This is a genomic window from Anoxybacillus sp. FSL W8-1294, assembly GCF_037965005.1.
GTDB classification, from domain to species: domain Bacteria; phylum Bacillota; class Bacilli; order Bacillales; family Anoxybacillaceae; genus Anoxybacillus; species Anoxybacillus flavithermus_G.
In genome coordinates, this window is record NZ_CP150179.1 from 1720559 (window position 1) to 1742165 (window position 21607).

At 41.7% G+C, this 21607-nt stretch carries 24 protein-coding genes; all 24 read right to left on the reverse strand.

Annotated features, from left to right (window positions below):
• Window positions 1–14 precede the first annotated feature (14 nt).
• The 24 genes from NSQ23_RS09130 to fliG all read right to left on the reverse strand — a co-directional run bounded on the left by NSQ23_RS09130 (window position 15) and on the right by fliG (window position 21602).
• Window positions 15–2024 carry a chemotaxis protein CheA gene (locus NSQ23_RS09130; RefSeq protein WP_339170319.1) on the reverse strand — a complete coding sequence of 670 codons (2010 nt, stop codon included), beginning with the start codon at window positions 2022–2024 and terminating at the stop codon, window positions 15–17.
• Window positions 2025–2038: 14 nt separating this feature from the next.
• Complete coding sequence (locus NSQ23_RS09135; RefSeq protein ID WP_339170322.1) at window positions 2039–3109, reverse strand: chemotaxis response regulator protein-glutamate methylesterase; 1071 nt, start codon at window positions 3107–3109, stop codon at window positions 2039–2041.
• 12 nt (window positions 3110–3121) lie between these two features.
• A complete protein-coding gene (locus NSQ23_RS09140; RefSeq protein WP_064214588.1) occupies window positions 3122–3991 on the reverse strand; it encodes a MinD/ParA family protein in 870 nt (289 codons plus the stop codon).
• Window positions 3988–5094, reverse strand: a complete 1107-nt coding sequence (gene flhF, locus NSQ23_RS09145; RefSeq protein ID WP_339170325.1) for a flagellar biosynthesis protein FlhF — start codon at window positions 5092–5094, stop codon at window positions 3988–3990. Before flhF ends, NSQ23_RS09140 begins: the two co-directional genes overlap by 4 nt.
• Window positions 5091–7127, reverse strand: coding sequence for a flagellar biosynthesis protein FlhA (gene flhA, locus NSQ23_RS09150; protein WP_339170328.1), 2037 nt, complete (start codon window positions 7125–7127; stop codon window positions 5091–5093). The genes flhF and flhA overlap by 4 nt, the downstream gene beginning before the upstream one ends.
• A gap of 32 nt (window positions 7128–7159) precedes the next feature.
• Window positions 7160–8242 carry a flagellar biosynthesis protein FlhB gene (gene flhB / locus NSQ23_RS09155; RefSeq protein WP_339170330.1) on the reverse strand — a complete coding sequence of 361 codons (1083 nt, stop codon included), beginning with the start codon at window positions 8240–8242 and terminating at the stop codon, window positions 7160–7162.
• Window position 8243: 1 nt separating this feature from the next.
• Window positions 8244–9023, reverse strand: coding sequence for a flagellar biosynthetic protein FliR (fliR, locus tag NSQ23_RS09160; RefSeq protein WP_339170332.1), 780 nt, complete (start codon window positions 9021–9023; stop codon window positions 8244–8246).
• Window positions 9020–9289 carry a flagellar biosynthesis protein FliQ gene (fliQ, locus tag NSQ23_RS09165; RefSeq protein ID WP_035018732.1) on the reverse strand — a complete coding sequence of 90 codons (270 nt, stop codon included), beginning with the start codon at window positions 9287–9289 and terminating at the stop codon, window positions 9020–9022. The genes fliR and fliQ overlap by 4 nt, the downstream gene beginning before the upstream one ends.
• Window positions 9290–9303: 14 nt before the next feature.
• The gene (fliP, locus tag NSQ23_RS09170) at window positions 9304–9969 is read right to left on the reverse strand and encodes a flagellar type III secretion system pore protein FliP (RefSeq protein WP_339170333.1); all 666 of its coding nucleotides are present in this window, start codon (window positions 9967–9969) and stop codon (window positions 9304–9306) included.
• Window positions 9962–10588, reverse strand: coding sequence for a flagella biosynthesis regulatory protein FliZ (gene fliZ / locus NSQ23_RS09175; RefSeq protein WP_339170335.1), 627 nt, complete (start codon window positions 10586–10588; stop codon window positions 9962–9964). The genes fliP and fliZ overlap by 8 nt, the downstream gene beginning before the upstream one ends.
• A gap of 12 nt (window positions 10589–10600) precedes the next feature.
• Entirely contained in the window at window positions 10601–10960 is a 360-nt protein-coding gene (locus tag NSQ23_RS09180) for a response regulator (protein WP_003394872.1), read from the reverse strand.
• A 19-nt stretch (window positions 10961–10979) separates the two neighbouring features.
• On the reverse strand, window positions 10980–12131 hold the full coding sequence (fliY, locus tag NSQ23_RS09185) for a flagellar motor switch phosphatase FliY (protein WP_339170336.1): 1152 nt from the start codon (window positions 12129–12131) through the stop codon (window positions 10980–10982).
• Window positions 12121–13119 (reverse strand): flagellar motor switch protein FliM, encoded by a 999-nt coding sequence (fliM, locus tag NSQ23_RS09190; RefSeq protein ID WP_339170339.1) that lies wholly within the window; start codon window positions 13117–13119, stop codon window positions 12121–12123. The genes fliY and fliM overlap by 11 nt, the downstream gene beginning before the upstream one ends.
• Before the next feature lie 31 nt (window positions 13120–13150).
• Window positions 13151–13564: a flagellar basal body-associated protein FliL gene (fliL, locus tag NSQ23_RS09195; protein ID WP_004891056.1), complete on the reverse strand. Its 414-nt coding sequence runs from the start codon at window positions 13562–13564 to the stop codon at window positions 13151–13153.
• 1 nt (window position 13565) lies between these two features.
• The gene (locus NSQ23_RS09200) at window positions 13566–13793 is read right to left on the reverse strand and encodes a flagellar FlbD family protein (RefSeq protein ID WP_004891058.1); all 228 of its coding nucleotides are present in this window, start codon (window positions 13791–13793) and stop codon (window positions 13566–13568) included.
• A 45-nt stretch (window positions 13794–13838) separates the two neighbouring features.
• A complete protein-coding gene (locus NSQ23_RS09205; protein ID WP_339170342.1) occupies window positions 13839–15149 on the reverse strand; it encodes a flagellar hook-basal body complex protein in 1311 nt (436 codons plus the stop codon).
• Between the two features lie 76 nt (window positions 15150–15225).
• The gene (locus tag NSQ23_RS09210; RefSeq protein WP_339170344.1) at window positions 15226–15588 is read right to left on the reverse strand and encodes a TIGR02530 family flagellar biosynthesis protein; all 363 of its coding nucleotides are present in this window, start codon (window positions 15586–15588) and stop codon (window positions 15226–15228) included.
• Window positions 15589–15601: 13 nt separating this feature from the next.
• A complete protein-coding gene (gene flgD, locus NSQ23_RS09215) occupies window positions 15602–16069 on the reverse strand; it encodes a flagellar hook assembly protein FlgD (protein ID WP_339170347.1) in 468 nt (155 codons plus the stop codon).
• A gap of 10 nt (window positions 16070–16079) precedes the next feature.
• Window positions 16080–17432, reverse strand: a complete 1353-nt coding sequence (locus tag NSQ23_RS09220) for a flagellar hook-length control protein FliK (RefSeq protein WP_339170349.1) — start codon at window positions 17430–17432, stop codon at window positions 16080–16082.
• A gap of 14 nt (window positions 17433–17446) precedes the next feature.
• On the reverse strand, window positions 17447–18061 hold the full coding sequence (locus NSQ23_RS09225; protein WP_339170352.1) for a hypothetical protein: 615 nt from the start codon (window positions 18059–18061) through the stop codon (window positions 17447–17449).
• 6 nt (window positions 18062–18067) lie between these two features.
• Window positions 18068–18511 carry a flagellar export protein FliJ gene (gene fliJ, locus NSQ23_RS09230; RefSeq protein WP_077429190.1) on the reverse strand — a complete coding sequence of 148 codons (444 nt, stop codon included), beginning with the start codon at window positions 18509–18511 and terminating at the stop codon, window positions 18068–18070.
• A 7-nt stretch (window positions 18512–18518) separates the two neighbouring features.
• Entirely contained in the window at window positions 18519–19832 is a 1314-nt protein-coding gene (gene fliI, locus NSQ23_RS09235) for a flagellar protein export ATPase FliI (protein WP_339170355.1), read from the reverse strand.
• The gene (gene fliH / locus NSQ23_RS09240) at window positions 19829–20608 is read right to left on the reverse strand and encodes a flagellar assembly protein FliH (protein WP_339174366.1); all 780 of its coding nucleotides are present in this window, start codon (window positions 20606–20608) and stop codon (window positions 19829–19831) included. Before fliH ends, fliI begins: the two co-directional genes overlap by 4 nt.
• The gene (gene fliG / locus NSQ23_RS09245; RefSeq protein ID WP_339170357.1) at window positions 20592–21602 is read right to left on the reverse strand and encodes a flagellar motor switch protein FliG; all 1011 of its coding nucleotides are present in this window, start codon (window positions 21600–21602) and stop codon (window positions 20592–20594) included. The genes fliH and fliG overlap by 17 nt, the downstream gene beginning before the upstream one ends.
• Window positions 21603–21607 lie beyond the last annotated feature (5 nt).

Here is a 21607-nt window from a genome sequence, read left to right on the forward strand (position 1 = left end):
CCTCTCGCTTGTCCCTACTTAATTAGCGCGTTGCAATCAACAATGAGCGCCACTTGTCCATCTCCTAAAATGGTCGCGCCAGAAATGGCAAACACAGACGTTAAGTAGTTGCCAAGCGATTTTAACACCACTTCTTGTTGACCTATAAACGAGTCAACGACAAGTCCAGCCATTTTTTCACCTTTCCGCACAATAACAACGGACAAGAAATCATCGTCTTCCTTCACAACAGGTACTTCAAAAATATCTTTCAAAAATAAGAGCGGAACAACTTTTCCACGGAAATCAATGACTTTTTGGTTATGGGCATGTAAAATGTCTTCTTTTTTCACGATGGCCGTCTCGATGATCGATGACAACGGAATCGCATATTTTTCATGTTGAATTTCAACGAGCATAACAGAAATAATGGATAGTGTAAGCGGTAGTTGAATCGAAAAGATCGAGCCGACTCCTTCCTCTGAATCAATCGACACGGATCCACCTAGCGACTCAATTGTACTTTTTACAACGTCTAATCCGACACCACGGCCTGAAATATCGGATACTTTATCCGCTGTAGAAAAACCTGAAGCAAAAATAAGCTCATATACTTGTTTATCCGTTAAGTTCGCCGCATTTTGTTCAGAAATAATGCCTTTACTAATGGCTTTTTTCAGCACTTTTTCGCGACTAATGCCTGCGCCGTCGTCTTCAATTTCAATAAATACATGATTGCCACTATGATATGCTTTTAATTTGACTGTTCCCTCTTCCGGTTTTCCTTTTGCGCGACGTACATCTGGCGTTTCTATGCCGTGATCGATGGCGTTGCGCAACAAGTGAACGAGCGGATCGCCAATTTCGTCGATGACTGTGCGGTCAAGCTCCGTTTCTGCTCCAATAATTTCAAGATTAATTTTCTTTCCTAAATCGCGAGCTAATTGCCGTACCATGCGCGGAAAGCGGTTAAATACCGTTTCGACCGGTACCATGCGCATATTTAAAATAATGTTTTGCAAGTCTCCGGAAATGCGTGACATCCGTTCAACCGTTTCGTGTAATTCTGGATTGTTCAGTTCGCGCGAAATTTGCTCCAATCGTCCGCGATCAATAACAAGCTCTTCAAACAAGTTCATTAGTACGTCTAAACGTTCAATGTTGACGCGAATCGTCTTGTTGCTTACTTGTTTTCCAGTTGCTTTTTCTTCTTGTGCTTCTTGTTTTTTCTCAACCGCTTGCTCTACTGCTTGCTGTTCTTCTTTTTGTTCGTGTTTTGTTTCCGTCGTTTTTTCTTCTTCTGTAGATCGATGTAAGTTCACTCGTTGAACGATAACTTGCTCCACTTCCGACACTTTCATAATGCGCTTTTGTAATTCATCTTGTGACACTTTTGTCACGACGGTCACGACAAATTGATCATCGAACTGTTCTGCTTCTAGCATCTCAACGGTCGGAACAGATTTAATCACTTCTCCAATTTGTTCAATCACTTCAAAAATCATAAACACACGAGCAGCTTTTAATAGACAGTCAGAACGTAGTTTGATCGTGACTTCATAACTGTGGAATCCTTGTTCAGCGGACTGCTTTAAAATGGTATATTCAAATTCATCATACGTTTGTTCATACGTTGAGTTGCTTTTTTGACGGACTGCAACAACATCTCCTTTTTCAATTTGCTTTAACTGCGCAACGACTTCGGTGACGTCACGCTTTCCGTCTCCACCTTCTGAAATAGAGACGACCATCGCTTCTAAATCATCGACAGCGCGAAAAATGACATCAAGCAGTTCAGGTGTGACCGAAATTTTCTCATTGCGAATGGCATCAAGTACATTTTCCATTTGATGCGTTAAATTTGCTAAGTCCTCAAATCCCATCGTTGCTGACATTCCTTTTAGCGTATGGGCAGAGCGGAAAATTTCATTAACGATCGACACATCATCTGGATTTTTTTCAAGCTCTAACAATTGTTCGTTAATCGTTTGTAAATGTTCTCTACTTTCATCAATAAACACTTCGAGGTATTGGCTCATGTCCATTGTTCCTATCCCCCTCAAACTTGTACGTGTCTCATTACCGCTTCAGCAATATCGTCAACGTGAACGATTTCATCAACAACGTTTGCAGCAATGGCTGACTTAGGCATACCAAACACAACGGAAGATTCAGCAGATTCTGCAACGACAAACGTGTTGCCAGATGCCTTTAACTGTTTTAATCCTGCCGTACCGTCTGACCCCATGCCTGTCATAATGACAGCTACTTTTTCGTAATCTGTTAAAGCGCTTAACGATTCAAACATCACGTCAACAGAAGGTCGATGCCCATTGCGCGGCGCTGCTTCATCGAGATGAATCGCAAGCGATGTACCCACGCGTTTCACATATAAATGATTCCCACCTGGGGCGATATATGCTGTCCCTTTTTGAATCACTTCTCCATCTTCTGCTTCTTTGACACGAATGTTGCACAACGAATCAAGTCTTGTCGCTAACGATTTTGTAAACCCTTTCGGCATATGTTGGACGATTAAAATCGGCGCGTCAATGGTCGCTGGAAATTTCGTTAATACGTGTTGAAGCGCGCGTGGTCCTCCTGTTGATGTGCCAATGGCGATAATTTTTTTCTTTCCGATTGCGTTGTTCCGTTCGCTTACTCCTATTTTACTATATTGCTTTTGTGGCAACATAGACATTTTTTGCTTTATTTTGACTGTTCGCAAATTCGCTTCGCTTGCTAAGAGCACTTTTTCGATCATCTTATCTTTAATTTTATATAAATCTAGTGAGATGGCTCCTGAAGGCTTCGCAATAAAGTCAACCGCCCCGTATTGCAACGCTAAAATTGTATTTTCCGCTCCTTCTGTCGTCGTACTTGAAATCATGACGACAGGAAGCGGGTGTTTTTGCATAATATGTTTTAACGTCTCAAGCCCGTTCATGACAGGCATCTCAACATCTAACGTCACGACATCCGGATTGAGTTGCTCAATTTTTTGCAACGCTTCTTGTCCGTCGCGCGCTGTACCTACGACGTGCAAACGCGGATGTTCTGACAAAAAATCGCTAATTAATTTTCGCATAAAAGCAGAGTCATCAACGACGAGCACTTTCACCTTATTCATAGCGATGATAACCTACCTTTCTAAAAAGTATTGGCGAAGCTTTGCAAAAAAGTGAAACGGACGTTTCGTTTGCTCCTCGTGTTCCCCGTTCGCTAAGTAGCGATCAGTCATTCGCATAAGCGCCTTGCTTGCTTTTGCACTCGGATCAAATAAAAGGAAAGGCGTTTGACGAATGACAGCGTTACTTACCGTTCGGTCTTCAGGTACATATCCTAATGCGTGTAATTCTTTTCCTAAAAAACGTTTTGCCACTTGTTTTAAACGCTGGAGTGTCTCTACTCCTTCTTTATCCGAACGTGCGCGATTGACTAACACATAAATCGGGAGTTGCGGATCTGCTAAGTGAATGTATTTCACCGTTGCATATGCATCTGTCAAAGCGGTTGGTTCCGGAGTTGTTATGATAAAAATATCATCAACCGCTTTGAGCAGCTGCAGACGATCTTCGGACATCCCTGCTCCCATATCGAAAATAAGATAATCGTATTGCTCGGAAACGAGTTGCAATTGTTCAATAAAATACTCGACTTTTTGTTCGTCCATATGAAAAATTTCTGTGAACCCTGTTCCGCCAGCAATAAACGATAACTGTTCAGGTCCTGTCTTTATAGTATCATGAATGGTAACGTTTGGACGAAAAATATCGATCATTGTATAAGATGACGATTGTCCAAGTAAAATATCGATATTCCCCATACCAATATCCATATCAAACAGCAATACATGTTTTTCGCGTTGGCGTAACGCCAATGAAAAGTTTAACGAAACGTTCGATTTTCCAACTCCGCCTTTGCCGCTTAGTACAGCAATCGTTTTCGTTTCTGTTCCGTGCTGCATTTTTTTCACGCGTAAACGTAAACTTTCAGCCTGATCTCTCATCATCGTAGCTCGACCCCGGTAACCATATTTGCAACAAGCTGTGGAGTAGCTTCAACAATATCATCTGGCACGTTTTGTCCGTGCGTCATGTACGCTGCGCCGATACGGCATTGAATCATCATATTTAACATCGCACCGTGTCGGCTTGTTTCATCTACTTTCGTAAAAATAAATTTATGAATCGGAATGAGTGAAAACTGTGTATAAATGTCTTTCATATCTCGCCATTTTGCCGTTAACGATAGGACGAGAAATGTTTCCATTTCCTCATTAAAGTCGATCATTTCTTTTAAATCATTTACATATTGGACGTTTCGGAAATTTCGTCCTGCCGTATCAATAAATACAATGTCATACGATGCTAACTTCTCTTTCGCTTGACGAAAATCGTCGAGATTGTAACATACTTCAAGAGGAACGTTTAAAATTTTTGCGTATGTTTTCAATTGGTCAATCGCGGCAATACGATACGTATCTGTCGTGATAAATGCCACTTTTTTCCGATGTGTAATGACGCAATCAGCGGCCATTTTCGCAAGCGTCGTCGTTTTGCCAACCCCCGTTGGTCCAACAACGTTGACGTATTTTTTTTGAAATGAAATCCCACCAAACGAAAAGGACGATAATGTTTTGACGATATCATCGTGAAGCCATTTTTTCACTTCGTCGTCTGAAGCGTTCGCCCCGGACGTATACCATCGTTGCAACAATGCAGACATGAACATCGCTCGCACATCGTCGCTTATTTCTTGGTCGATTAAATGCGCATCGATTGCTTTTAATGGAGTAGGATAATGCTCAACTCCTCCCCCTTGCGATAATTGACGAATCGTTGCTTTTAATTCATGGATTTCCTTTAATAACTGTTCATCACGCATCGATTCTGTGCGCTCTTTTCGTTTTTCTTTTATTTTTTGAACGGGCGGAGTGGCTGGTTTTGGATCAACAGCAGCGATCACTTCAATATTTTTTCGGGAAAATAGCCCAAGAAAACCTTTTTTTTGCACAACTTTCGAATTTAAAATAACGGCGTCATTGCCAAGTTCCGCTCGAATCATTTTCATCGCTTCTGGCATAGACGAAGCGACAAACTTTTTTACTTTCATTCCACATTCACCACCCCAACACTTTGAACTTCCACGTTTGCTTCAAGTTCATTATACGACAACACGGGAACGTGACGGAAATATCGTTCAGTCAATTGTCTCACATACATGCGCACAGCAGGGGAACAAAGCAAAATTGGCGATTGATCTTGAAACGGGAATTGTTCAATTTGCACGGCAATTGCTTCGATAATAGATTGGGAAACGACCGGATCGAGCGCTAAATAATTGCCGTGTTCAGTTTGCTGTACACCTTCAGCAATCATTTTTTCAACTTTCCCTGACAATGTGATAACGCGCAACGGCTGACCTTCAACAACATATTGGCTCGTAATTTGACGAGCGAGCGCCTGACGAACGTATTCCGTTAAAAGATCTGGATCTGTCGTCATTCGACCGAAATCCGCAAGCGTTTCAAAAATGACCGGCAAATTGCGAATCGATACTTTTTCGCGCAATAAATTTGCAAGTACTTTTTGAATATCACCAACCGATAACGGATTTGGTGTCACTTCTTCGACTAAAATCGGATACGATTCTTTCACATGATCGATTAACTGCTTCGTTTCTTGACGGCCGAGCAATTCATGGGCATGCGCTTTTAGCAGCTCCGTTATGTGCGTTGATACGACGGACGGCGGGTCAACGACTGTATATCCGAACATTTCAGCCCGTTCCTTCATATCTTCAGAAATCCATTTTGCTGGTAATCCGAACGCTGGTTCTACTGTATCAATTCCCTCAATGGCATCGTCATCAATGCCAGGGCTCATCGCTAAATAATGATCAAGTAACAACTCGCCACGCGCCACTTCATTGCCTTTAATTTTTAATCGGTACTCATTTGGTTGCAGCTGAATGTTATCGCGAATGCGGACAACGGGAATAACGATGCCGAGCTCTAAAGCGAGTTGTCGACGAATCATGACGATGCGGTCTAATAAATCTCCGCCTTGATTCGCATCAGCAAGCGGAATTAACCCGTATCCAAATTCAAACTCAATCGGATCGACGCTTAATAAACTAACGACGCTTTCTGGGCTTTTCATTTGATCCATTTCTATTTCTTCTTCTGTCTCTTCTGTTGCGGTTTGTGGCACGTTTGCTTGTTTTGTAAATTGATGTGCACCAAACGCGAGCAAAGCAGCAATTGGGATCGTTAACAAGTCGTTAATCGGGGTCAACAACCCGAGTAAAAAAATCGTTCCTGCTGTAACGTATAACATTTTTGGGTACGCAAACAATTGCCGCATAATATCGGCGCCTAAGTTGTCATCCGAAGCGGCGCGTGTAACGACAATTCCTGTTGCAGTTGAAATTAATAATGCAGGAATTTGGCTCACAATCCCATCACCAACCGTTAACAACGTATATCGTTTCGCTGCTTCACCTATATCCATACCTTGTTGTACAATCCCAATGACCATGCCAAATAACATATTAATTAATACGATGATAATTCCTGCGATGGCATCACCTTTCACGAATTTACTTGCTCCGTCCATTGCACCGTAAAAATCCGCTTCTTGCGCGATTTTTTCACGTCGTTCTCTCGCTTGTTGTTCGGAAATGATGCCAGCATTTAAATCGGCGTCAATGCTCATTTGTTTTCCTGGCATCGCATCAAGCGTAAAACGTGCAGCCACTTCTGATACGCGCTCTGCCCCTTTTGTGATAACAACGAATTGGATAATAATTAAAATTAAAAACACAACGAAACCGACAACAACATTACCACCAATGACAAACGTTCCGAACGTTTCAACAACCCCTCCTGCTTCTCCTTTGCTTAAAATTGAGCGGGTCGTTGAAACGTTTAAACCGAGACGGAATAAGGTAAGCAAAAGGAGGAGCGAAGGGAAGATCGAAAATTGGAGCGGTTCGCGCATATTCATCGACGTTAAGAGAACGAGCAACGCAACAGAAATGTTCATAATAATGAGGACACTAAGCAACCATGATGGTAGAGGAATGATGAGCATCGCTACAATTAATACAACCATAATTAATACAGATAAGTCCCTTGCCGACATAAACGTTCTCTCCTGTTCGCACACATAAAATATTAAAGCTTATTTTTCGTTTTATAAACGTACGCCAAAATTTCTGCTACTGCTTTGAAAAAAGCTTCTGGAATGACCATTCCGATATCTGTTTGATCATATAATGCACGTGCAAGCGTCCGATTTTCAACGATCATGACGTCATTTTTTTTCGCGATATCTTTTATTTTTTGTGCCATATAATCTGCTCCTTTCGCAACAACGATCGGAGCGTCTGCTTGCTGTTCATCGTACTTTAACGCCACAGCAAAATGCGTCGGGTTTGTAATGACGACATCTGCTTTCGGCACTTCTTGCATCATGCGGCGCATCGCCATTTCTCGTTGCTTTTGCTTAATGCGTGATTTAATTAACGGGTCTCCTTCTGTCTTTTTGTATTCGTCTTTAATATCTTGTTTTGACATACGAATATTTTTTTCAAAATCATACCGTTGATACAAATAATCGAACAGCGCAAGAAATAATAAAGCGACAGAAGCAACAAGCCCCATTTGAATCGTTAAACGTCCAAGCGTCGCGGCAATTGCCCCAATCGATTTATGCGACAACGATAAAATATCATCGATGTGCAACCATAAAACAGAAAATGTGACAATACTAACAAATAATACTTTTAAAATCGATTTTAGCAATTCTACAAGGGCACGAAGCGAAAAGATGCGCTTAAACCCTTGAATCGGATCGAGTTTACTTAACTTCATTTGCAGCGGTTCCGTTGTGAATAAAAAACCAACTTGCACAAAATTAGCAAATAACGCCGCCGCAATTGCCGCTAAAAAAATAGTTCCAACGAGCAATGCAAGTTGCTGTAGGAGATCAACGAAAATGAGCTGTACAGAGTCAATCGTCACATCCATGAAAAAATAATGTTGAAACGATTGGCGAAATAATCGAACGATTGCATCTCCCCACATACCGGAAGAAAAAGAGAGGACGAGAAAAACGATAAGCATTAAAAAGGCAGCTGTTACATCTGCACTTTTTGCTACTTGTCCCTTTTTACGCACTTCTTGCCGTTTTCTTGGCGTCGCTTTTTCTGTTTTTTCTCCTGCAAAAAACTGCAGATCGACCGACAACCAACTCACGCTACGCCCCCCCTAACAATTTCATCATGCCGCGCATCGACATAAAAGCGAATTCAAACAATTGCTTTGTGACAGCAAACATACTTGAAAATACGATGACAAAGAGCACAAAACTAACGATAATTTTTACAGGAAGACCGATCACAAAAATGTTCATTTGTGGAACAGTTCGCGCGACAATGCCAAGGGCTACATCGACTAAAAACAAACATCCAACAATCGGAATAGCCATTTGTAAAGCAATGACGAACATCGCTTGAAATAAACGAACAACTTGTTCTGCGACTTGTTCATTTCCAAACGAAACGAGATGATCGAGCGGAATGAATTGATAGCTATAAAAAATACCGTCTAGCAACATATGATGTCCATTGACGGCGAGTAAAAAAAACAAAGCGATCGTGTATAAATATTGTCCCATTAATGGGCTTTGGGCGCCTGTTTGCGGATCGATGACGTTTGCAATCGCAAACCCCATTTGAAAATCGATGAATCCGCCCGCAATTTGAATAGCCGACATAATGATAAATGCGACAAGCCCAATCAATAACCCGACAAGCACTTCTTTAATTAACAACATCATATACGTCCCGTCAATATCCAATGGCTTTGGGTCAAGCGAAAAAAACATGAGCCAACTAATAAAAAAGGCAAAACCGATTTTATGAACGTTTGGCACGTTTCGATATGAGAAAAGCGGCATCGTCACAAAGAATGAAGCGACGCGCGCAAAAATAAGTAAAAAAGTTGGTACATACGTGTATAGCTCCATACGCTTCATCCTACAAATTTACTTAAGTTGCTAAAAATATTGTATGCATATGACACCATGCGCGAAAGCATCCACGGTCCGAAAAACACAAGACCGAGTAACACGGCAACAATTTTAGGAACAAACGCTAACGTTTGTTCTTGAATTTGCGTCGTCGCTTGCAAAATGCTAATCAATAGTCCGACCGCAAGCGCAAGCAACATGAGCGGTCCGCATACGACAAGCACCATGTACACACCGCGTTCCGCAACTTGAATGACAAAATCGGGACTCATTTTTCCCACCTACTTTAAAAGCTTTCTAATAATGATTTCACAACTAAATACCAACCATCCACAAGAACAAACAGTAAAATTTTAAACGGCAACGAAATCATGACCGGCGGTAACATCATCATTCCCATCGACATTAATACGCTTGCCACAATCATATCAATGACTAAAAACGGAATGAATAGCATGAAACCGATTTGAAACGCTGTTTTTAATTCGCTAATCGCAAAAGCAGGGACGAGCGCTGACATCGGAATATCTTGTACTGTTTTTGGCTGTTCAGCCCCTGCGTAGCTTAAAAATAAAGCTAAATCTTTTTGTCGCGTATGTTTGCTCATGAACTCTTTTAATGGTGCTTCGGCTCGTTCATATGCTTGCTCTAAATTAATTTTTTCATCAAACAGCGGCTGCAAGGCATCACGATTAATTTGTTGAAATGTCGGTGCCATAATAAAAAATGTTAAAAATAAAGATAGCCCGATAATGACTTGGTTCGGCGGCATTTGTTGCGTGCCGAGCGCTGTTCTGACAAACGATAAGACGATCGCGATGCGCGTAAACGATGTCACCATAATTAAAATGCCTGGCGCAATCGATAAGACGGTTAACAACAATAACAGCTTCACAGATGTCGCTACATTTTCGGGGGCGCTATTGTTAAAAAATTGCATCACTTCATTCATGTCGATCCCTTTCTTTTTCTAGCGCTCTCATCGCTTTTTTTCGCTCATCCGCCAACTGTTGTAACTCCCGATCGAACAACTGGCGAAAACGGGATTCGCTCGTTTTTCGTTGCAAAAGCGATTGGAGCGATTTCCATACGCTCGTATCAAGCAACGAATCAAGACGCGCTTCATGTTGCTTAAGCAACTCCTCAATTTCTTGCTCATCCGTAATTTCCTTTAATAAGTGAATCGATTCACCTACACCAACAACTAACACACGCCGACCGACTTTTACAATTTGAATCGTTCGGTTTGTACCTAAACTTGTCCCACCTAAATGTTGAATGAGCCCTTTTCGCTCATAAAATCGGTTTTGTTTATTTAACCATTTTAAAAGCGCATATAACAAAAATATAACAAAAGCAGTTGCACCAATCAGTTTAACGAAATCCCAAACAGTAATCGGAGTCGATTCCGAAACTGTTGCCGTTTGAGTTGCCTCATTTGTTTGTTGTTCTTTACACTTTTCTGGATGTTCTACACATTCTTTTACGCTGTTCGTTTGTTCTGCAAAAGCAGGGGAAACTGCTTGCAGAACAACGAACGCGCACAACATGATGATGCGAATATAGCGCAATGAATTCCACCTCTAACCGAGCGTTTTATTAATCGCTTCAATGACGCGATCTGCTTGGAACGGTTTGACAATAAAATCTTTTGCTCCTGCTTGAATCGCATCAATAACCATCGCTTGTTGCCCCATGGCTGAACACATAATGACTTTGGCGTTGCTGTCAATTTTTTTAATTTCTTTCAGCGCCGTAATGCCATCCATCTCTGGCATCGTAATGTCCATTGTGACTAAGTCTGGGCGAAACTCTTTATATTTTTCGACCGCTTGCGCCCCATCAGCTGCTTCCGCGACGACTTCGTGCCCATTTTTCGTTAAAATATCTTTAATCATCATTCTCATAAATGCTGCATCATCAACAATTAAAATTCTCGCCATTCTCCAAAAACCTCCCGAATTATCGTAATTTGTTTAACCGATCGCTTTGGCTAATAATGCTCGTCACACGCACGCCGAAATTTTCATCGATGACGACAACTTCACCTTTCGCGATCAATTTGTTATTGACTAAAATGTCAACCGGTTCACCAGCCAGCTTATCAAGTTCAATGATGGAGCCTGATGATAAACTTAAAATATCTTGCACAGAGCGCTTCGTTCGCCCGAGTTCCACCGTCACTTGCAACGGAATATCAAGCAACATATCAAGATTGCGTGATTCCGCTTCTGGCAATGGCGCTGGTTCAAAACTTGCAAAAGCAACAGGCTGGACGTTGACAGGCTGCTGCACAGCTCCCGTCCCAAAATGTTGAGGAGCTTCTTTTTGCGTTTGTTGAGCCGATGAAGGCGCTGGTTTCGTCTGTGCGGATGGCGCGGTTTGATGTGGCTCGTTCGTATTTATTGTAGCTGATGTTTCGGTCTTTGTACTAGACGGATTTAATAAATTTTCGACTAATTCTTTCGCAAAATGAATTGGCAACAGTTGCATAATATTCGAATCAATTAAATTGCCTACTTTTAAACGGAACGATACTTTAACAAATACATCGTCCGGCGGTAAATATTCAAATCCTTCGCCTTCCGATAAATCAAGTAAGTGTAAACTTGGTGGCGAAATATCAACTTTCTTGCTAAAGATCGTCGACATCGACGTCGCAGCCGAACCCATCATTTGGTTCATCGCTTCTTGTACAGCACTCAATTGAATTTCATCCATAAAATCGGGTGGATTTGTGCCATCTCCCCCCATCATTAAATCTGCGATAATCGCAGCGTCAGATTGTTTAATGACAAGTAAATTTGTTCCTAAAAATCCTTCGGTATAGCTGACCTGAATCGCAACGTACGGATGCGGAAACTCTTCTGCTACGCGCGCACGTTCGATGAGTGAAACGCTCGGCGTCGTAATTTCAACTTTTTGATTTAATAACATCGATAACGCTGTCGCTGAACTACCAAACGAAATATTTCCAATTTCACCAAGCGCATCTTGCTCGATTGGTGTTAATACTTCATCGATCGACATTGTGCTAGACGGCATCGGGTCTTCGTCAATTCCTCGCAACAACGCATCAATCTCATCTTGAGATAACATATCGTCACTCATCATCGCCGTCTTCCCCCTTTATCACATCTAAAATTTGTATAGCTAATCGTTTATTCATTTTTCCTGGCTGCCCGATAAATTTCGGCACATCTCCTACTTTAATCACGAGTGGATCACGTACCGTTTGATCGAGTTGAATGACATCACCAACAGAGAGTTGCAAAAATTCTTGAATGGAGATCGTCGATGTACCGAGCTCTGCGATCATTGGCACTTTCGTTTTCTTTAATCGCTTTTGCAACGTCGCAACTTCTTCAGGTTCACGAGCCTTTTTTTGCGTTTGCATCCAGTAATGAACAGATAATTTCGGAATGATTGGTTCTAACACAACGTGCGGAATACAAATGTTAATCATTCCGCTCGTATCACCAATTTGTGTATTTAACGAAATAACGACAACCGTCTCATTTGGTGATACCATTTGTAAAAATTGTGGATTGACTTCGAAATCTATCAGCATCGGGTCGATGTCTGCGACGGACTCCCACGCTTCTCGCAAATTGCTAAACGCTTTTTCAAACAAATTGGACATAATTTTCGTTTCAATTTCTGTTAAATTTTCAATTTTATTTAAACTCACACCTCTGCCACCTAGTACGCGATCAAGCATCGCATAGGCGATATTAGGATTGACTTCTAACAGTACGCGCCCATCAAGAGGCGGGACTTCAAATACTGTTAAAATCGTCATTTTCGGAATGGAGCGAATAAATTCTTCATATGGCAATTGGTCAGCCGATGCGACAGAAATTTGCACATACGTACGCAGTTGTGCGGAAAAAAACGTCGTTAATAGCCGAGCAAAGTTTTCATGGATGCGCGTCAAACTGCGAATTTGGTCTTTTGAAAACCGCAACGCCCGTTTAAAGTCGTACACTTTCACTTTTTTTTCTGCTTCTTCTTTTTTCAGTTCATCAGCGCTCATTTCTCCCGCGGATAGCGCTGCAAGCAGGGCGTCTATTTCACTTTGCGATAAAACTTCTCCTGACACTGTTCTCACCTCCTACTCCTATTCATTTTATTTACTGGAGAATAAAGGAGGTTATATAAATTTTCTCAACTTTTCCTTCTTGCATAAGCTCGTTTATGCGTTCGCGAAGTTTTTTCTCTAAAAGAAGTTTTCCTTGCTTTCCTTTAAACTGCTCCGCCGTCATTTCTGACAGCTCTTCAATAATGATACTTTTAATTTGAAAATCTCGTTTTTCTGCTTCTTCTTTTGCCTTTTCGCTATCTGTTTGAATTTTAAACGCGATTTTAATAAAGCTTCCATCCATTAAATTCGTCATCATTTCGGGCACGTCAAACGAGCTTGCAACAATTTCATCGACCGACGGCTCTTTCGGTTCATCATTCCCCATAAATTTCATAACGACAACAAGGGCAACGACGCTAACAAGCGTAATCACTCCCATAATAATTAGCATCATTTTTAACATTTTATTGTCTTTCAACGTCGGATCCCTCCGCCTCTCTCCTTAATCCGAGAACAGAAATGTTACGATAAAACGTTTCTACTAATGACATAACATCTTCTACAGACTCCCGCACGACAAACTTTTTGCCATTCGTTAACGTAATGGTCGTGTCTGGGAACGCTTCAACTTGCTCTATGTATATCGCGTTTAGTGTGAATTGTTTTCCATTTAACCGCGTTAATGTAATCATATGTATGCGGGCACTAGACAGAGCCTAGTGCCCTCCCCTCCCTTATTATTTCTTTAAGTTAACTAATTCTTGTAAAATCTCGTCCGATGTTGTAATAATGCGCGTGTTTGCTTGGAATCCGCGTTGCGCAACGATCATTTCTGTAAACTCTTCAGAAAGATCAACGTTCGACATTTCAAGCGCACCAGAAATAATTTCACCGGCACCGTTTAAACCTGGGCGTGTTAACTCATCAAGGGTCAAGCCGTTTGCGTTTCGATCAAGCTTACCTGAGTTATTCGTTTCTTTAAATGCATTACCGCCCATTTTCTCTAACCCTGTTGGATTCGGAAATTGCGCCAATAAAATTTGTCCCGCAATTTTCAATTGTCCGTTGCTATCGATGAACGTCACTTTTCCATCCGCTGTAATCCCGAAGCTTTTCGCTGTTTTTGGAATTTGAATGAGTCCTGGCTCAAAGCTAGTCACATTTCCGTATTTTGGCTCACTATAATCTTGTAATACTTGCTGGACGCTTTCAACAAAACCGCTAATTTGCTCTAAGTACGGTCCCATCATTTTTTCGGCCTGATCTAACGTATTCGGCCATCCACTAGTTGGAATTGTTGTCATGTTATTAATGCTTGCTTTTGGAGAAACATTATTATTAAAGTTACCTATATTCGTATTCATAGTATTAATTTGTGTATTAAAATTATTGATAAAAGTATTAAAGCTAGAAGGAGGATCGAAATTATTTTTCCAATTCTGAACGAAATTAACTAGCCCCCCAGACCCGTTTACAAAGTTATCGAGTTGATTTCTTAAAGTGTTAACTTGATTAAGGTTTGTGGCAGAAGGTAATGTCTTAATTGCTGCTTCCCCGATTAAATATTGCCCGTCCGAGTTTACAATATAACCGTATTCATCTAAATAAAAGTTACCTGCACGTGTAAAGCTTAAGTTAAACACGCGGTCGATCGGCACACCTGTATTCACTTTATTCGTTCCGAGCTTTCCAGCCGGTCCATCCATACTAATTAACGTCACATCATTAATCGATCCAACGACGAAAAAGCCGTCGCCACCGATCGCCAAATCGAGCGGACGTGCCGTCGTTTGCGTCGAGCCTTGCGTATGAATTGTTTCGATCGAACCAAGTCCACTTCCTAATCCGATTTGTTTTCCGTTAATTCCCCCGCGTGTCCCTGTTGATGATGTCGCAGCTGAAATTTGTTGCGAAACGAGATCTTTAAATGTGACGCGCGCTTTTTTGTAGCCATACGTGTTGACGTTAGAAATATTGTTACCAATGACGTCTAATTTATATTGAAAGTTGCGAATGCCACCAATGCCAGTAAACATTGAACGTAACATATAATCCTCTCCTTTTCGTTGTTTGAGCGGCTTCTGTCATTCCGCACGCTCGAAGGCTTCCGATAAAGGTCCAGCCTTATATAATAATGGCTCCGTTAATGTTTGTAAACAATTGGCTCTGTGCTTCTTCACGATGCATCGCCGTAATAACCGTTTGATTAGCAGCGCTCACAATTAAGGCAGCTTCATCTGTAATGACGAGCGAGTCGCGCACACCTTTTTGTTTTGCTTCTACAATTTTTTGCCCGATGACCGCCCATTGTTCATCGTTAATGTGAATATTTCGTTCTTGCAACCGCTGCTGCGCATGTTTGCTTATTTTTAATGCTTGTCCTGCTTCAGCAAGCGCATCGCGAAACGATTGCCGCTCCGTTGAAACAACCGTCTGCTTTTTCGCCGGAATCAATGGGGTGTGCGGAAAAAACTGAATGCGATTCATTTTCTCACCTCCTTTATTGCGACACTTTTGTGACGCGAGAGGCTAACACCGTTTCTCCTTGTTCAAGCTCTAACCATATATCCGTTCCTTTTTGAACGACCGCTTGAACAACACCGCTTTTTTCATCCCATGTTACCGTCTTGCCGATCCATTCACTATATTGAGCAAGCGACGGCGCAGACTGTTGCTGGATAAGCTTTTGCAATGCATCTAATGTGCCTGTAAGTTTTTCCGATGTACCCGTTTGTGTCTCAATAAACTTGCTCATCATATTTGACATATTGACCATTTGCTCAAGCGATGAGAAGTTTGCCATTTGTGAAATAAATTCCCGGTCTTCCATCGGATTTAACGGATCTTGGTGTTGCAATTGCGCAATTAAAATTTTTAAAAAATCGTCTTTTCCTAGCGAGCTTTTCCCTGTTTCACGCTGCGCGACTTGGCGTTGCGATAAAAGCAAACTTGGATCGATCGCAGTCATATGATCACCTCTATTCAAAGTCAAACCACTCTTTTAACCACTCATCAAACGATTGATCACGCTCACTTTTCTCTTCTCTTTGTTGCTCTTGTTGTTGCTGTTGCTGCTTTTGTTGCTGGAATGAATGATCGCGAAATTTCGCTTGATCAAATACGTTAAATTGTTCAACCGTAATGTGATCGGCAATATGCGCAAGCTGATGAATATGTTGTTCCACTAGCTGTTTCGCCGCTTCGGTCGATGTAATCATTTTTGCCGTTAGCTTTCCTTTTTGTTGAATAAGCTTAATTGTTATATATCCTAAATGTTCAGGATGAAGGCGAATAAGCATTTGTGCATTGCCGTTTTTCCATCGCGTGAATTGACTTGAACGAACAATTCGCTCAAACTGTGCGACAAACGGTGTTTCATTTGTCATATCAATTGTTCGTAGTTCAAACGGTACATGTTTATCATCTGATTGTTGAACAGCGTGCACCAAATGAGACAACTGACTCGTCCATTGTTTGCGCTCTTGTGGCAATTGTACAACTTTCTTCTGTACAGAATCAGGTGATTGTTCTGTTTGGAAACGTGTATTTGTTGATTGCGCATAAGAACGTACTGAATATTTTTGCAACGCTTCATCGTTTACGTTTCCATCTGTTAAACGTTGTTCGACATTTGGAGCTAACCGCTCACGAGCAAATAAAAGTGATTTCCATGTTTCACCATGTTGTATGTTTTCATTCGTTTCCCATCGTTTTTGGCTGTCTATCGTTGTTTCCGGCATCAATTGGACCGCTTTGCTTTGATCGCTATCCGTTCGAAACTCGTTGACTAATCGTTTTTGGCTGTCTATCATCGTTTGAATCATCGTTGTAATTGTTCCACTTCGCTCATCATGTGCCTCAAACAAATGGCGTAACGTTGCGCGCGCATATTCAATGATCGGCTCTGGAATCGTCCATTGCTTTTGTTCAAGTTGAAACAAAGCAATGATGAGCATCAGTTCATCTTTTTCATCATGATCATCCTGTGATGAAAACATCGTTTCAAACGGCTGTTCGGCTGAAAATTGTTGAACGATTTGTTCTTTCGTTTCTTCTGGTAAAAGAGAAAGAAACGATTGAATCATTTCAGTTGATAATATGTGCTTGTCTGCATACCCATCGTGCGTTGGCAGCTGTTGAAACCATTGCTGCAACTGCTCCCAATCGATTCGTTGCATCGCTTCCGACTGTTCGGACAACGGTTGTACCGACTCCGATTTTTGACGCAACGAGGAAAGCAATTGAGAAAATGCATCCCCATCACCCGTTTGAACGGTTGCTTGCTGATGAGATCCAAATGGAGCCATGAAAGAAACCCCAGCGATATTCATTTTTTCACCTCCTTTCAATTATTCGCTTTTTTCGCAAGCAAGCTCGTATATTTCGCCGCATTTTGTGCATCCATTTTTTCTAAAATGGCCGCCACTTTGTCTGCTTTCAATTTTGACAACAAATTGACCGCTTCTTGATCCGACATTTGTGGAATAATTTCCGCTGCTTTACGCGCTGACATTGTTTCGTACATTTTGACAACATCGACACGCGGCTCACTTGTTTGCTCAGCTGGCGGTGTTGTTGTCGTCTCTTGCACTTGTTCCTTTTCCGCTTGCAAGCGGGCAATTTCTTGCTGAAGCGCATCAATTTCTGCTTCTTTTTCTTTTATAGTATCTTTCGTTTTTGTAAGCTCCTTTTCTTTCTCAACAATGGTTGCTTTTAGCTCAACGATTTGCTCTTCTAGTTTCTTTTTTTCGTTTGCTTCTGTTCCTTCAATCCATTGCGAAACAAACGGCAATTGACTTGCATATTTTTTCCCTTGTTCAAATACGTTAATGCCAGAGAATGTTAAAATCAACAAAACAACCGAGATCGTAAATAAAAGCGGGATGAAGACGACAAAAAGAAACCATTGAAGCTTGCTCGCTTTTTTCGTCTCTTCTTCTTTTTTTTCAAATTGTTCCATCAACGCTCACCTTGTTTCTCGATAACAATATTGTTGAATTGAAATATCATCCATTTGTTTTTGTTCTGCAATTCGCATTTGTTGCGCGATCATTTCATCATGTTTTTCTTTTATTTTTTCGTATTTTTTCACCTCTACATTCAATTCAACTAACTTTAGTTGTTTCAACTCCATTTGTTGACGCGCTTGCATAACAAGATGCTGGTAATGGTCGATGACGCGCTGCAAATTGTTCATAAATTGTTGAAACGAACGGATATGTTGAACAGCCAACCCTGATTGTAATTGTTGTTTATGTTGTTCCTCGTAGTCTTCTTTTTGTTTTAAAAAGTGGTACAGTTTTTCTGCCACTTCTTCAAAGCGACGGCGCGCCTCTTCATATTCGTGTAGCGCTTTTTGTTTTTCATACTCTTTTAAATTTAAAATTTTCGTTAATTGAAATGATGTCATCGCCTATTCACCCTTGTTCGATAAGTTGAAACAACTGTTGAACACTTTCGTTTATTGTATAACATTCATGAACATCTTGCTTTAAAAACGAAATAATTTTCGGATAATAACGGATCGCTTCGTCGATTTCTCGCGACGATCCTCGTTTATAGGCACCGATTTGAATTAAATCTTCAGACTGCACATACGTCGCCAACAACTCACGCAACTTTTCTGCCACTTTTCGATGCTCTGGCGTCACAATGTAGTTCATGACGCGGCTTACACTTTTTAATACGTTAATTGCTGGATATTGACCCTTATTGGCTAGTTGGCGTTCTAATACGAAATGACCATCTAAAATGCCGCGAACGGTATCAGCAATCGGCTCGTTCATATCATCGCCATCAACGAGCACCGTATAAAAAGCGGTAATCGTCCCATGTTCATTCGTTCCTGTCCGTTCAAGTAGTTTTGGTAAAATCGCAAAAACGGACGGCGTATATCCTTTCGTTGTCGGTGGCTCACCGACAGCTAATCCAACTTCACGTTGCGCCATCGCGACACGCGTGACGGAATCCATCATAAACATGACGTTTAGCCCTTGATCGCGAAAATATTCCGCAATGGCTGTCGCTGTATACGCTCCTTTGATGCGCATGAGGGCAGGCTGATCAGATGTCGCAACAACGACAATGGAGCGTTTTAATCCTTCGGGACCAAGATCGCGTTCAATAAATTCTCGCACTTCGCGTCCGCGTTCACCGATGAGTGCGATGACGTTTAAATCCGCATTTGTATTGCGAGCAATCATCCCCATTAACGTACTTTTTCCAACGCCAGAACCAGCAAAAATACCGACACGTTGCCCTTTTCCGACCGTTAATAAACTATCGATCATTTTCACGCCGACTTCAATCGGTTCCGAAATTGTTGGTCGCGTCATTGGATTGGGCGGTTGGCGATCGATCGGAACGGCCGTCAATCCTTTTGGAAGCGGTTGACCGTCAAGCGGGGCTCCTAATGCGTCAATAACACGTCCGACAAGCGCTGAACCGACTTTTATTTCAAGTGGAGCCCCCGTTGCCTCTACAATGCAACCTGGGGCGATGTCTTGAACGGTTGCATACGGCATTAAAAGCACATATTCATCACGAAAGCCGACGACTTCCGCTTGAATTTTCTTCTTTTTTTTATGGCCAATATGAATATAGCAAACATCTCCAATGGAACTTTCTGGTCCTTTTGCTTCAATCATTAAGCCGATCACACGCGTCACTTTGCCAAATCGCTTATACGGATCGAGCAACTCAATTTCATTGATAAGTGCCTGCCAATTCATTCGTCCGTCCCCTCGATCCGCTCGAGCAATTGTTGCTTCAGTTGCTCGAGTTGCGTGTCAACGCTTGCATCAATACGTCCAAACGGCGACTCGACAATGCAACTTGTTTCAGCTAATGTTTCATCAGGATAAATAAACAAATGAACGTCTTGGCTAAATAGCGCTTTTAGCTCCTCTTTTTGACGAACGACAACGTCATAATAAGCCGGATGAACGTATATTTTCACTTCTTCATGTTCACGAACTTCTTGAATGACTTGTTTCACAAGGCCAAGAAAATGTTCTTTGTTTTCAGCAAGACGCTCACCGATAATTCGTTCCGCTACTTTGCATGCAACAAGTAAAATCGTTTCATCGGCCGACTGCAACATGTGATAAAACTGTTCATTGGCGGATTGTGCAATCTTCTTCGCTTCACGAATTGCCTCCATGTACTGTTGAAATCCTTCTTCGCGCCCTTGTTCTAAACCGACCGCATATCCTTCTTGACGCGCTTCGTTTATCCATTCGTTTCGTTCTTCTTCCCATTTTCTCCGTTCTTCTGCAATCTGTTGTTGGACAGATGCGTAATACATGTCCGCTTCTTGACGAATATTTGCCGCTTGTTGCTCGGCTTGCTCGATTAACATTTGTGCATGTTGCATCATCGTTTCGGCAGGTTGTTCATGTTCTTCTTGCTGCACGTCAGACCATACTTTTCTCACTTGAATGACCGCCTGTTGCTCGGTACACGTGCGAGCAAAAGGGGCTTTAATGACTTTAGACAATAATATCATCTCCTCCGCCACGAGCGACGACAATTTCACCCGCTTCTTCGAGACGGCGAATGACTGCAACAATACGAGATTGTGCTTCTTCTACGTCGCGAAGGCGAACAGGACCCATAAACTCCATTTCTTCTTTGAACGTTTCCGCCATACGAGAAGACATGTTGCGGAATATAACTTCCTTCACCTCATCGCTAGACACTTTCAACGCAAGCAACAAGTCTGCATTGTCCACTTCGCGAATAACGCGTTGAATCGCACGATTATCAAGCGTAACGATATCTTCAAATACAAACATGCGCTTTTTAATTTCTTCTGCTAGCTCTGGATCTTGAATTTCAAGGGCATCTAAAATGGCGCGCTCGGTTGCGCGATCGACACCGTTCAACACTTCAACAACAGCTTCAATGCCGCCAGTTTGCGTGTAATCTTGTACAACTGTCGTCGATAGTTTCCGTTCAAGCACTTGTTCGACTTCATTAATTATTTCTGGCGATGTGCGATCCATCAACGCAATGCGGCGTGCGACATCCGCTTGCATTTCTTGCGGAAGCGCAGATAAAATTTGACCGGCTTGCTCTGGTTCTAAATACGACAGCACGAGTGCAATCGTTTGTGGATGTTCGTTTTGTAAAAAGTTTAAAATTTGCGCCGGATCGGCTTTCCGTGCAAAATCAAACGGACGCACTTGCAAGGCAGACGTTAAACGATTAATAATGTTCATCGCTTGCTCTGGACCGAGCGCTTTTTCAAGCACTTGTTTCGCATAAGCAATACCGCCTTGTGAAATGTAGTCTTGCGCTAAGGCGATTTGATGAAACTCTTCTAAAATCGTTTCTTTTTTCTCAGCATCAACTTGACGAACGTTAGAAATTTCAAGCGTTAGCTTTTCAATTTCTTCTTCAGATAAATGTTTATATACAGATGCTGACACGTCAGGACCTAACGAAATGAGGAGGATGGCCGCTTTTTGTTTTCCTGTTAGTTCGCCTTTTTTTGCCATACAAT